General features: G+C 72.9%; 9 protein-coding genes and 1 tRNA gene. 8 read left to right on the forward strand and 2 right to left on the reverse strand.

Annotated features, from left to right (window positions below):
- Positions 1 to 133 precede the first annotated feature (133 nt).
- The 3 genes from sucC (at position 134) to G3I77_RS06635 (ending at position 3,858) form a co-directional block, all read left to right on the forward strand.
- Positions 134 to 1,264, forward strand: coding sequence for an ADP-forming succinate--CoA ligase subunit beta (gene sucC, locus G3I77_RS06625; protein WP_248501654.1), 1,131 nt, complete (start codon positions 134 to 136; stop codon positions 1,262 to 1,264).
- 14 nt (positions 1,265 to 1,278) lie between these two features.
- Entirely contained in the window at positions 1,279 to 2,193 is a 915-nt protein-coding gene (gene sucD, locus G3I77_RS06630) for a succinate--CoA ligase subunit alpha (protein ID WP_248501655.1), read from the forward strand.
- 123 nt (positions 2,194 to 2,316) lie between these two features.
- A complete protein-coding gene (locus G3I77_RS06635; RefSeq protein ID WP_248501656.1) occupies positions 2,317 to 3,858 on the forward strand; it encodes an aldehyde dehydrogenase family protein in 1,542 nt (513 codons plus the stop codon).
- A 148-nt stretch (positions 3,859 to 4,006) separates the two neighbouring features.
- Here the strand turns inward: G3I77_RS06635 and G3I77_RS06640 are convergent, their stop codons facing one another.
- The gene (locus G3I77_RS06640; RefSeq protein ID WP_248501657.1) at positions 4,007 to 5,338 is read right to left on the reverse strand and encodes a DUF2254 domain-containing protein; all 1,332 of its coding nucleotides are present in this window, start codon (positions 5,336 to 5,338) and stop codon (positions 4,007 to 4,009) included.
- 142 nt (positions 5,339 to 5,480) lie between these two features.
- Between G3I77_RS06640 and G3I77_RS06645 the strand changes: the two genes are divergently transcribed.
- Positions 5,481 to 5,565, forward strand: a tRNA-Leu gene (locus tag G3I77_RS06645).
- Between the two features lie 86 nt (positions 5,566 to 5,651).
- Here the strand turns inward: G3I77_RS06645 and G3I77_RS06650 are convergent.
- On the reverse strand, positions 5,652 to 7,367 hold the full coding sequence (locus G3I77_RS06650) for a helix-turn-helix domain-containing protein (RefSeq protein WP_248501658.1): 1,716 nt from the start codon (positions 7,365 to 7,367) through the stop codon (positions 5,652 to 5,654).
- A gap of 174 nt (positions 7,368 to 7,541) precedes the next feature.
- On the opposite strand from G3I77_RS06650, the gene G3I77_RS06655 reads away from it, so the two are divergent.
- From G3I77_RS06655 to G3I77_RS06670, 4 genes are all read left to right on the forward strand, one after another.
- Positions 7,542 to 9,281: an FAD-dependent monooxygenase gene (locus tag G3I77_RS06655; protein WP_248501659.1), complete on the forward strand. Its 1,740-nt coding sequence runs from the start codon at positions 7,542 to 7,544 to the stop codon at positions 9,279 to 9,281.
- A gap of 90 nt (positions 9,282 to 9,371) precedes the next feature.
- Positions 9,372 to 10,241, forward strand: a complete 870-nt coding sequence (locus G3I77_RS06660; RefSeq protein ID WP_248501660.1) for an intradiol ring-cleavage dioxygenase — start codon at positions 9,372 to 9,374, stop codon at positions 10,239 to 10,241.
- A complete protein-coding gene (locus G3I77_RS06665) occupies positions 10,238 to 11,344 on the forward strand; it encodes a maleylacetate reductase (RefSeq protein ID WP_248501661.1) in 1,107 nt (368 codons plus the stop codon). Before G3I77_RS06660 ends, G3I77_RS06665 begins: the two co-directional genes overlap by 4 nt.
- Before the next feature lie 9 nt (positions 11,345 to 11,353).
- The gene (locus G3I77_RS06670) at positions 11,354 to 12,196 is read left to right on the forward strand and encodes an NAD(P)H-binding protein (RefSeq protein ID WP_248501662.1); all 843 of its coding nucleotides are present in this window, start codon (positions 11,354 to 11,356) and stop codon (positions 12,194 to 12,196) included.
- Positions 12,197 to 12,257: the final 61 nt, after the last annotated feature.

Raw genomic sequence — 12,257 nt, forward strand, 5'->3', positions numbered from 1 at the left:
GTACATTGCATACAGTCGACGGATACTGTATGAAGCTTGTTATCCCGCATCCGGTGGGTGGTGTCCAGGGGCGTGCGGCATTTTCGGGGGACTGGGGGTCGCTCCCCAGAAGACACGGCAGTCAGGAGCCGAAATGGACCTGTACGAACACCAGGCAAGGGAACTCTTCGAAGAACACGGCATCTTGGTCCCGCGGGCCGAGGTGACCGACTCGCCCAAGGAGGCGCGCGAGATCGCCCGCCGGCTCGGTGGCCGAGTCGTGGTGAAGGCCCAGGTGAAGACCGGTGGGCGCGGCAAGGCAGGCGGTGTGAGACTGGTCGCCGACCCGGCCGCGGCGGAGCTGACCGCACGCCAGATCCTCGGCATGGACATCAAGGGCCACACGGTCGGCAAGGTCATGCTGGCCCAACCCGTGGACATCGAGACCGAGTTCTACGTGTCCTACGTACTCGACCGCGCGGCGGGCCGCTTCCTCGCGATCGCCTCGGCCGAGGGCGGCATGGAGATCGAGGAGGTCGCCGCCACGAGGCCGGAGGCGGTCGCCCGCGTCCCCGTCGACCCGGCCGAGGGTGTGACCTCGGCCAAGGCCACCGAGATCGCCGACGCGGCCGGATTGCAGCCCCAGGCCGTCGACGTCCTCGTACGCCTGTGGGAGGTCCTGGTCCGCGAGGACGCCCTCCTCGTCGAGGTCAACCCGCTCGTCCGCACCAAGGAGGGCCGGATCCTGGCCCTCGACGGCAAGGTCACCCTCGACGACAACGCCCGCTTCCGGCAGGCACGCTGGGGCGCGGACGACACCGGGCGCGACGACCCGCTGGAGGCGGCCGCCGCCGCGAAGGGCCTCAACTACGTCAAGCTGGACGGCGAGGTCGGCATCATCGGCAACGGCGCCGGCCTTGTCATGTCGACGCTCGACGTGGTCGCGGGATGCGGCGCGCGACCCGCCAACTTCCTCGACATCGGCGGCGGGGCGAGCGCCCAGGTCATGGCGGACGGACTGTCGGTCATCCTCTCCGACCCGGCCGTGAGATCCGTCTTCGTCAACGTCTTCGGCGGGATCACCGCGTGCGACGCGGTCGCCGACGGCATCGTGCAGGCCCTGGAGACCGTGCGGCTGACCAAGCCGCTCGTCGTACGTCTCGACGGCAACAACGCGGCCCGGGGCCGGGCCGTGCTCGACGAGCACGCCCATCCGCTGGTCCAGCAGGTCACCACCATGGACGGCGCCGCCGCCCGTGCCGCCGAACTCGCCACCACGGCCTGAGGAGAGGGAACGCCATGGCCATCTACCTCACCAAGGAGAGCAAGGTCCTCGTCCAGGGCATGACCGGCGGCGAGGGCATGAAGCACACCCGGCGGATGCTCGCGGCCGGCACCAACGTCGTCGGCGGCGTCAACCCGCGCAAGGCCGGCCGCACCGTCGACTTCGACGTCCCCCAGTGCCTTAGGGGCCTGGGAGATGTCCCCATGGCCGTGCCCGTCTTCGGCTCGGTCGCCGACGGGATGCGCGCCACCGGAGCGGACGTCACCGTCCTGTTCGTGCCGCCCGCCTTCGCCAAGGCGGCCGTCGTCGAAGCCGCCGACGCCGGCATCGGCCTCGCCGTCGTCATCACCGAGGGCATACCCGTCCACGACTCCGTCGCCTTCACCGCGTACGCCAAGGGCAAGGGCACTCGCGTCGTCGGCCCCAACTGCCCGGGCCTCATCACCCCCGGCCAGTCCAACGCGGGCATCATCCCGGCCGACATCACCAAGCCGGGCCGCATCGGCCTGGTCTCCAAGTCCGGCACGCTGACGTACCAGCTCATGTACGAGCTGCGCGACATCGGCTTCTCCACCTGCGTCGGCATCGGCGGCGACCCCGTCGTCGGCACCACGCACATCGACTGCCTCGCCGCCTTCCAGGACGACCCCGACACCGAACTGATCGTCCTCATCGGCGAGATCGGCGGCGACGCGGAGGAACGCGCGGCGGCGTACGTCCGCGAGCACGTCACCAAGCCGGTCGTCGGCTACATCGCCGGATTCACCGCACCCGAGGGCAAGACCATGGGGCACGCCGGGGCGATCGTGTCCGGCTCCTCCGGCACGGCCGCAGCGAAGAAGGAGGCCCTGGAGGCGGTCGGGGTGAGCGTGGGCAGCACACCGACCGAGACGGCGAAGCTGGTGCTCGCGCGGCTCGATGGCCGGTAGCCGGCCCTCCCACGCCGATTCCGGGCGATTGCCGGGCCGCCCACGCCGATTCCCGGCCGACAGCCGGGCCATCCCACGCCGAATTCCCCGCCCCCGACTGTGCACCGAGAGCGGAGCACCCCCATGGCACCCACCCTCACCCTCAAGACCGGCACGTCCTGGCCCGATGCGTGGCGGCGCTGTCTCGCCGTCGCCCCCGAGGCCTTCCGCGACGACCGGGTCCTCAACCTCTGGAACGGCGCCTGGCAGGAGGACGGCCGGGTCCTGCCCGCCGTCAGCCCGGTCGACGGCACCCCGATCATCGGCCCGCCACGCCTGGACGGAACCACCGCCCACCGGGCCGTGTGCGCCGCACTCGACCGGCACCGCGCCTGGCGGCACCTCCCCCTGGAGGAGCGCCGGGCCCGGATCGCGGCCACCCTCGACGCCCTCACCGAACACCGCGGCCTGCTCGCACTCCTGCTCGTCTGGGAGATCGGCAAGCCCTGGCGGCTCGCCCAGGCGGACGTCGACCGGGCCATCGACGGGGTCCGCTGGTACGTCGACGGCATCGAACCGATGCTCGCCGGCCGGACCCCGCTGGACGGCCCCGTGTCCAACATCGCCAGCTGGAACTACCCGATGAGCGTGCTCGTTCACGCATTGCTGGTACAGGCACTGGCAGGCAACGCGGTCATCGCCAAGACCCCGACCGACGGCGGTGTCGCCTGCCTGACCCTGGCCTGTGCCCTCGCCGCCCGCGAGGGAGTTCCCGTGACCCTCGTCAGCGGCAGCGGAGGCGAGCTGTCCGAGGCGCTGGTGCGGGCGCCCGAGATCGGCTGCGTCTCCTTCGTCGGCGGCCGCGACACCGGCGTCGCCGTGGCCACGGCCGTCGCCGACCTAGGCAAACGACACGTACTCGAACAGGAAGGACTCAACACCTGGGGCATCTGGAACTACTCGGACTGGGACACGCTCACCGCGGTGATCCCGGGGCTCTTCGACTACGGCAAGCAGCGCTGCACGGCGTACCCACGCTTCGTCGTCCAGCGGCACCTGTTCGACGCGTTCCTGGCGGCGTACCTCCCGGCGGTACGCACGCTCAGGGTCGGGCATCCGCTCGCCGTGGAGCAGCGGGACGACCCGTACCCGGAGCTGGACTTCGGGCCGGTGATCAACGCGGCCAAGGCGAAGGAGCTCCAGGACCAGGTCGCCGAGGCGATCGAGCGCGGCGCCGTACCCCTGCACCGCGGCAGGCCCGACGAGGCCCGCTTCCTGCCCGGCCAGGACACCTCCGCCTACGTCCAGCCGGTCACGCTCCTCAATCCGCCGTCGTCCTCTCCGCTGCATCACGCGGAGCCGTTCGGCCCGGTCGACACGATCGTCCTGGTCGACACGGAGGCGGAGCTGCTGGCCGCGATGAACGCCTCCAACGGCGCGCTGGTCGCCACGCTGTCCACCGACGCCCGGGCGACGTACGACCGGCTCGCCCCGCACATCCGGGCGTTCAAGGTCGGCCACGGCGCGCCCCGTTCCCGGGGCGACCGCGACGAGCTGTTCGGCGGGCTCGGCGCGTCCTGGCGCGGCGCGTTCGTCGGCGGCGATCTGCTGGTGCGCGCCGTGACGCGGGGACCGCAGGGGGAGCGGCTGCCGGGCAACTTCCCGGAGTACCAGCTGCTGCCCTGATGAAGGGGGGCGCGTCCGACGCCGGTTCGCCACGCGGTCCGTCGCGTCGGTGCCGGCGTCGGACGCCTGGGCGGCCCGCCCCCGGTCCGGCCATGCCACGGAGGGCGGGCCGCTCCCCGGACCTGCCCCGGGTGCGGTGAGACATCGCTCAGCCGATGCCCTGCCGGTCCGGGCGCAGGGCGAACTCCCGGTCGGCCGAGGTCGGCGCGGCCAGGTCGACGGCCTGCCGGAGCAGTTCGCGATGGCGCAGCAGCGGCTCGCGGCGTTCCGGCGGCGCGAGCAGGAGGAGGTCGTCCAGGCCGGCCAGCATGCGCCGGGAGACCTGCGGGCTCCCGCCGGCGCACCCCCGCGTCTCGGTGAACCCGAGGTCCACCAGCTCGGTCCAGCCGGGCACGGGCTGCACCAGCCGCACCGCACCGGCCCGGTCCCGGTGCAGGGCGGCGTCCAGCGGCCGCCGGCTCAGCGCGGCCAGGAACTGGACGACACGGTCCAGCGCCTGGACGGCGGTCGTCGGATCGTTGATCGCGGACGACAGGGCGCGCAACGCGATGTCGGACAACTGCCGGAGCCCGAAACCGAGATCCTGGTGGTAGGTCCGCTCCACCCCCACCGAGATCGCGTAGCGCAGCACCCTGCGGGGCGGGACCGGACCGCCGTAGACCGCCAGCACGGGCATCCCGGGCACCACGAAGTCCCCGATCCGCGGGATCAGCCGGAGCACGACCCCGTGTGCGCGCGCCACCCGCACCAGCCGCGCGATGTGCACGTCCCGCAGCACCCCCGCCCGGCCCTCGTGCGGTACCCACGCGGTCTCGGTACCGAGGACGGGAGCCTCCTGCCCGCCCACCGGAACGGGCATCGAGGCGGCGACCCGGAACGACTCCGAGGCGATCCGCGCGATCACATGGCTGATCCGCATCAGCCGCAGGGTGGCATTCACGTACAGCACGAAGAGCAGCAGGCTCAGCGCGACCATGCAGAGGGTGAGGACCGACTGCACGAGAGGAACCGAGGTGACGGCCCGGGGGTCCTCGACACTGTCGAAGCTCGTCAGGACCAGCAGGCTCAGCACGAAGGTCGCCAGGAAGACCGCGAAGGTCGCCTTGGTGATCCGGCTCCGGACGAAGAGCCGCACCACGCGGGGGGTGAACTGCCCGCTCGCCATCTGCACGGCCACCAGCGAGATGCTGAAGACCACACCGATGAAGGTCATCATCGCCGAGCCGACCGCGCTCACCACGGCCTTGGCGTCCTCCGCGAACCGCAGCAGCTCGTCGAGCGTCTCGTAGTCCCGGTCCTCCTGGAGCGCGTCGACGATGGCCGTGTCGAGCGCCTGCGCTCCCACCCAGACCACGAAGACGCCCACCATCGCCGCCATGGGGGCGAACCAGAACGTGTCCCGCAGATGCTCCCGGAGCGGCGACAGCGCACGCGGCCGACGCCCCGCCGAGGAGTTCTGCGTAACCATCCAGTCACTCATGGTGCGACCCTAGAGGTATCGGAGCGCGAGGTCCCGGACCCCCGCCAGGCGGACGGAAACGCAGGTGAAAGGCACTCCGAAAGCTTGGTATTGTTGTCCGTGCCGCCGCGGGGAACACCCCTGGCAAGGCGGCAGACACCTGGTCCGGGTGGCGGAATGGCAGACGCGCTAGCTTGAGGTGCTAGTGCCCTTTATCGGGCGTGGGGGTTCAAGTCCCCCCTCGGACACAGACCAGCTCGGGCGGGTCGAGATCTTCTCGACCCGCCCGAGCTGTTGTGCATCAGGGCTCATCACCAGAGCTCATCACCCTGGCTCAGCGCCGGTAGCCCCGCAGCTTGCGGTACAGCGTCGCCCGGCCGATCCCCAGCGCGGCCGCCGCGCGTGCCTTGTTGCCGCCGTGCCGGTGCAGCGCCTCCAGGATCGCGGCGCGTTCGGCGTGCTCCATCGGGCTGAGCGGGCGCGCGGCCGGTCCTTCCCGGACGGCGTCCGGCAGCTCCGCCCGGCGGACCGGCCCGGACACCCGCCGGTGCTCCGCGAGGGCCCGGACGACATGGGCCAGCTCGGTGACGTTCCCGGGCCACGGGTACAGCTCGAGCGCGCGCAGGGCGTCCAGGGTCCAGGTCAGCGGCGGCTGCCCGGGCGCGGGGCGGGGGGTGAGGGCCGGCAGGAGGTCCCGTATGTCCTCGGTGCGTTCCCGTAGCGGCGGCAGGGTCACCGAGCGGGCGGACAGCTTGTCCAGCAGGCGCTGGAGGCAGGGGCCGGCCGGCGCGCCGGGCGTGTAGGTGACCAGCAACCGGGTGTCCGGGTGCTGGTCGAGCAGGGAGTTGAGCGCGGCCACGCCGGGCTGCGCGAGGCGCTCGGCGTGACGGAGCAGGAGCGGGCGGTCGGGCTGCCACGCGGGCAGGGCCTGGTCGAGCCCGGCGTCCTGCGCCGCGTCGGCGACCTGGACGGGGCCCGCGCCGGACAACTCCCGTGCCAGTGCGGACTTGCCCGTGCCGCGCTCACCGGTGAGCAGCAGGGGCTCCCGGGAGCGGGCCAGTTCGACGCCCCGTCCGACGGCGTGCCGCCAGGGGACCGAGGAGCCGGTCAGAGCGACCGGCGGGGCCGAGTCCCGCACCGGGAACGCGGGAGGGGCGAGCGGTTCCAGGGCGGCCACGATGCCGATGGTCCTGCCGTCCAGACGCACCGGAGTGAGACGCGCGGTGCACCCGGCTCCCTCCGGCAACTCCGCGCAGCCCGTGACGTCCGTATCCCGCGCGCCGGCCGCCGTGCGCTCCAGCGCCCCGAGCACCTCGGGCGTCAGCAACCGCTGCGCCGCGTCGCTGACCAGCCGGTTGCGGCCGTCGAGTGCCGCCACGGCCCGGTCCGGCCCCCGAGCCGCCCGTACGTAGGCTTCCAGCAACACCCGCTCACCCCGCCCGGCCCGCGCCCGCAGCTCGGTCTCGACCGCCGTGACGGTCGCCTCGGCGAAGGCCGCCTGCGGATGCGGCGGTCCGCCGGCACACAGCCGGGACACGACCGTCAGGGTGCCCAGCACCTGCCCGCTCTCCGGCCCCAGCACCGGGACGCTGACCGCGGACACGTCCTGCCACCGGTCGAGGAAGTGCTCGGGCCCGTGCACCTCGGCCCGGCTCCGGGTGCGCAGGGCGAGGGCCGCGCTGTTGTTGCCGACCTCCTGCTCCGACAGGACGGTGCACACGCCGAACCCGGGTACGTTCCCCGCCGTCCACACCACGCGCAGCCGCTCGTCGGTCAGGAGGAGCAGCGACCGGCCCGTGCCCAGCGCGGGGACGATCCGGTCGAGGACCGGGCGGGCGGCGCCGAGCAGCGTCGACTCCTCGGAGGCCGGGGGACATGCCGGCGGCTCCTCCAAGTCGTGCGGCACGCCGAAGAACCGCGCCCGCCGCCATGCCGCGACGATCTCCTCCGGCACGCCCTGCGGCAGCGGGTACCCCGACAGGAACCGCTCGCGGGCGACGCGCAGCGAGGGCCGGGCGGTGGCTGCGGGGGAGGGGTCTGTGGTGGTCACGGCACCGCCCACCGTAGCGGGTTCAGTTGAACGGAAAACAACTGCGGGTGCCTGCGCCGCCCTTCGCCGGCACTCCGGTGTCTCGTAATGAGACACCCGCGCCCGGCCGAAGCGCTCCATGATCAGGCACGTCCCGCATCCCGCCGCCCGACCCCCTTCCGTAGGAGCGCCCCCGTGTCCACCGTCGTCGAGACCGACGTCCTGATCGTGGGCAGCGGCCCGGCCGGTGCCTCGGCCGCGCTCGCCCTGAGCACCTACGGCGTGCCCAACATCGTGGTGACCCGCTACGCGAGCCTCGCCGACACACCCCGCGCGCACATCACCAACCAGCGCACCATGGAGGTGCTGCGCGACCTCGGCGTGGAGGACGAGGTCGTCGCGCAGGCCACCCCGCAGCACCTGATGGGCAACACGACCTTCTGTACCAGCCTGGCGGGCGAGGAACTGGGCCGGGTGCGCTCCTGGGGCAACGACCCGTTGGTGCAGGCCGAGCACGAACTCGCCAGCCCCACCCGCATGTGCGACATGCCGCAGCACCTCATGGAACCGGTCCTTGTGAACGCCGCCGTCGCCCGCGGCACCCGGCTCCGCTTCCAGAGCGAGTACCTCTCCCACACCCAGGACGCCGACGGCGTCACCGCGACCGTCCGCGACCGGCTGCGCGGGGACACGTACGAGATCCGCGCCAAGTACCTGATCGGCGCCGACGGCGGACGGTCGAAGGTCGCCACGGATGCCGGGCTGCCGATGGGCGGCCAGATGGGCGTGGCGGGCAGCATCAACATCGTCTTCGAGGCGGACCTCAGCAAATACACCGCCCATCGCCCGTCCACCCTCTACTGGGTCCTCGCCCCGGGCGCGACGGTCGGCGGTATCGGCGCGGGCCTGGTGCGCTGCGTGCGCCCCTGGAACGAGTGGCTGATCGTCTGGGGCTACGACGTGAGCGCCGGCGCGCCCGACCTGACCACCGAGTACGCCGAGTCGATCGTCCGGGGGCTCGTCGGCGACGACGACATCGCCGTGACCGTCAAGTCGTCCTCGGCCTGGACCGTCAACGAGATGTACGCGGAGACGTACGCGAACGGCCGGGTCTTCTGCGCCGGCGACGCCGTGCACCGGCACCCGCCGTCCAACGGCCTCGGCTCCAACACCTCCATCCAGGACGCCTACAACCTCGCCTGGAAGCTCAAGCTGGTCCTCGACGGCACCGCCCACCCCAGGCTGCTCGACAGCTACACCGCCGAACGCGCCCCGGTGGGGCGGCAGATCGTCACCCGCGCCAACCGGTCCATCCGCGAGACCGCCCCGGTCTTCGAGGCCCTCGACGGGCTCTCCCCGCAGACCCCCGAGCAACTGTGGGCCAACATCGCCGCCCGCAAGGACGCCACCGAGGCCGCCGAGAAGCAGCGGGCGAAGCTGCGCGAGGCGATCGCCTTCAAGGTCTACGAGTTCAACGCCCACGGCGTCGACCTCAACCAGCGCTACACGTCCGGCGCGATCATCCCGGACGGCACGCCCGACCCCGGCTTCACTCGCGACCCCGAGCTGCACCACCAGCCGTCCTCCCGCCCCGGCGCCCGGCTCCCGCACGCCTGGATCACCTCCGGCACCCGCACCCTCTCCACCCTCGACACGATCGGCCGGGGCCGCTTCACCCTGCTGACCGGCATCGGGGGAGAGGACTGGGTGCGGGCCGCCTCCGCTCAGGACATCCCGGTCGCCACCGTGGTGATCGGCCCCGGCCGGCAGTACGAGGACCCCTACGGCGACTGGGCGCGCCTGCGCGAGATCTCCGACGCGGGCGCCCTCCTCGTCCGTCCGGACGGCTTCGTCGCCTTCCGGCACGCGTCCGCCGCTCCGGAGGCCGGGGAACTGCTGGCGGACGCGCTGCGGCGGGTCCTGGGGCACGCCTGAGAACCCCCGAGGACGCGCCGCGGCGCGTCCATGGCCCGCCGGAGCGCGCGCCATGATGGAAGAAGCGGACGCCGACGACGAGGAGCCGGGATGACCACCGACGCGACCGGGACCAGCGTCACCGAGCAGGCCCTCGCCAGTCTGCGCGGGACCGCCGACCCGCGGCTGCGCGAACTGCTCACCGGCCTCGTCCGCCATCTGCACGACTTCGCGCGCGAGACCCGTCTCACTCAGGACGAGTGGGAGCGGGCGATCGCCTTCCTCACGGCGACCGGCCAGTCCTGCACCGACACCCGGCAGGAGTTCATCCTGCTGTCGGACGTGCTGGGCCTGTCCATGCTGGTGGAGACGCTGAGCGGCGATCGCGGGCCCGAGGCCACCGAGTCGACCGTGCTCGGCCCCTTCCACATGACCGAGTCGCCGGTCCGCGCACTCGGCGACGACATCGACCTGGTGGGCGACGGCGAGCGGTGCGTGGTCAGCGGCCGGGTGCGGTCCGCGGACGGCACCCCGCTGCCCGACGCCGTCGTCGACGTCTGGCAGGCCGACGACAAGGGCTACTACGACGTCCAGCAGCCCGGAGTCCAGCCCCCGGGCAACGGACGCGGGCTGTTCACCACCGACGCCGAGGGCCGCTTCTGGTTCCGCACCTGCGTCCCGGCGGCGTATCCGATCCCCACCGACGGCCCCGTGGGCGGGCTGCTGCGGGCGACCGGGCGGCACCCCTACCGCCCCGCGCACATCCACTTCATCGCCGCGGCCGAGGGCCACACGCCCGTCACCACGCACATCTTCGTGGCCGGCGGCGACTACCTCGACTCCGACGCGGTGTTCGCCGTGAAGCAGAGCCTGGTCCAGGACTTCGCGGACACGGACGATCCTTCGCTGGCCCGGGAGTTCGGCGTGCAGAACCCCTTCCGGCACGCTCGCTTCGACCTCGTCCTGGAGCGGACCGCATGACGTTCCAGGAGGAGTTCACGTACGAGACCCGGCCCGTGCGGGTCGTCTTCCGGCCCGGAGCGGCCGTCACCGCCACCCCGGACGAGGCCGCCCGCCTGGGCCTCGGGCGGCTGCTCGTGGTGTGCGGCAGCAGGGGCGAACCCGCCGCCCGGGCGGTCGCGGACGCGCTCGGCGACCGCTGCGCCGGGCTGCACGCCGAGGCGCGGATGCACGTGCCCGTCGAGGACGCCGACCGGGCCGTCGAGGTAGTCCGGGCGGCCGGGGCGGACGGCTGCGTCGCGGTCGGCGGCGGCTCCGCGATCGGGCTCGGCAAGGCGATCGCCCTGCGCACCGGACTGCCGCTGATCGCCGTGCCGTCGACCTACTCGGGTTCCGAGATGACCCCGGTCTGGGGCCTGACCGAGCACGGCGCCAAACGCACCGGCCGCGACCCGGCCGTCCAGCCCCGCAGCGTCGTCTACGACCCCCGGCTCACCCTCTCCCTGCCCGTGGCGCTGACCGTCACCAGCGGAATCAACGCACTCGCGCACGCCGTCGAGGCGCTGTACGCCCCGGACGTCTCCCCGCTGGTCTCGGTCATGGCCGAGGAGGGCGTGCGGGCGATGGCCGAGGCGCTGCCGCGGCTGGCCGCCGACCCGGAGGACCTCGACGCGCGCAGCCGGGCGCTGTACGCGGCGTGGCTGTGCGGCGCGTGCCTCGGCGCGACCACGATGGGCCTGCACCACAAGCTGTGCCACGTCCTCGGCGGCACGTACGGCCTGCCCCACGCCGAGACCCACACCGTCGTCCTGCCCTACGCCCTCGCCCACAACGCCCCCGCCGCCCCGCGGGCGTTGACCGTCCTGCGCCGCGCCCTCGGCGCCGACGACGTGCCCCGCGCCCTGTGGGACCTGGCCGGCCGCCTCGGAGCACCGCGCTCCCTCGCCGAGCTCGGTCTCACGGAGGCCGACGTGCCACCGGCGGTGACCCGGGCCGCGGGCGAGCCGTACGCCAACCCGCGCGAGGTGACGGCGGAGGGGGTTCGGGGGGTACTGCTGGCGGCGTACGAGGGAGGGCCGCCGGACTCCAGTTTGCGGACAGAAGGTGACCGCAAGCCTTCCTAGGGTCGTGGCATGACCCAGACGCAGAGGATTCTTGTCACCGGCGCCACCGGAACCGTCGGCCGTCAGGTCGTCGCCGAACTGCTCGACCGGGGCCACGAGGTGCGTGCCCTGACGCGTGACGCGGCGAAGGCCGCCTTCCCGGCGGGTGTCGAGGTCGTCGAGGGCGACCTGACCGAGCCGGACGGCCTGGCCCCGGCCCTGGAGGGGGTCACCGGCCTCCATCTGATCACCTTCGGCGGCGTTGCCTTCAGCCCGCTGGAGACCGGCCCCCGGATCCTGGAGCTCGCCCGCTCCGCCGGAGTCCGCCGCGTCACCGTGCTGCACGGCGGCGGTCCCACTCCGCTGGAGGACGCGGTGCGCGCCGAAGACGGCGTGGACTGGACCGTGCTCATGCCGGTCGAGTTCATGGCCAACGCCCTGGAGTGGGCGGACGGCATCGTGGCCTCGGGCGAGGTGCGGGAGCCGTTCGTCGACCGGCTGAGCGCCATGGTCCACGAGGGCGACATCGGCGCCGTCGCCGCGGTCGCGCTCACCGAGGAGGGACACCGCGGCCGGCAGTACGTGATCACCGGCCCCGACGTGCTCACCGTCGGCGACAAGGCGAAGACGATCGCCGCCGCCACCGGCCGGGAGATCACCCTGGTCGAGCTGACCGAGGAGCAGGCCCTCGCGCAGTGGCGTGCGGCGGGCCTCCCGGAGGACGTCATCGGCTTCCTGCTCATGGCGTACGGGGACACCCCGGAGGTGGGCCGTACGGTCTCCGGCACCGTCGAGAAGGTCACCGGACGTCCTGCGCGCACCTTCGCCCAGTGGGCCGCCGAACACGCGGACGCCTTCAAGGGGCAGTCCTGACTGTCTCGTATTGAGACACCCGTACCGGAGCCCGGCCCGTCAAGATCGACAAGGGGGTGTG

The sequence above is a fragment of the Streptomyces sp. D2-8 genome, from assembly GCF_023184515.1.
Lineage (GTDB): Bacteria > Actinomycetota > Actinomycetes > Streptomycetales > Streptomycetaceae > Streptomyces.

What these genes read in the sequence shown, in the direction of transcription:
- sucC (WP_248501654.1), top strand. Translation starts at nt 134, where the DNA reads ATGGACCTGTACGAACACCAGGCAAGGGAACTCTTCGAAGAACACGGC.
- sucD (WP_248501655.1), top strand. Translation starts at nt 1,279, where the DNA reads ATGGCCATCTACCTCACCAAGGAGAGCAAGGTCCTCGTCCAGGGCATG.
- G3I77_RS06635 (WP_248501656.1), top strand. Translation starts at nt 2,317, where the DNA reads ATGGCACCCACCCTCACCCTCAAGACCGGCACGTCCTGGCCCGATGCG.
- G3I77_RS06640 (WP_248501657.1), bottom strand. Translation starts at nt 5,338, where the DNA reads ATGAGTGACTGGATGGTTACGCAGAACTCCTCGGCGGGGCGTCGGCCG.
- G3I77_RS06660 (WP_248501660.1), top strand. Translation starts at nt 9,372, where the DNA reads ATGACCACCGACGCGACCGGGACCAGCGTCACCGAGCAGGCCCTCGCC.
- G3I77_RS06665 (WP_248501661.1), top strand. Translation starts at nt 10,238, where the DNA reads ATGACGTTCCAGGAGGAGTTCACGTACGAGACCCGGCCCGTGCGGGTC.
- G3I77_RS06670 (WP_248501662.1), top strand. Translation starts at nt 11,354, where the DNA reads ATGACCCAGACGCAGAGGATTCTTGTCACCGGCGCCACCGGAACCGTC.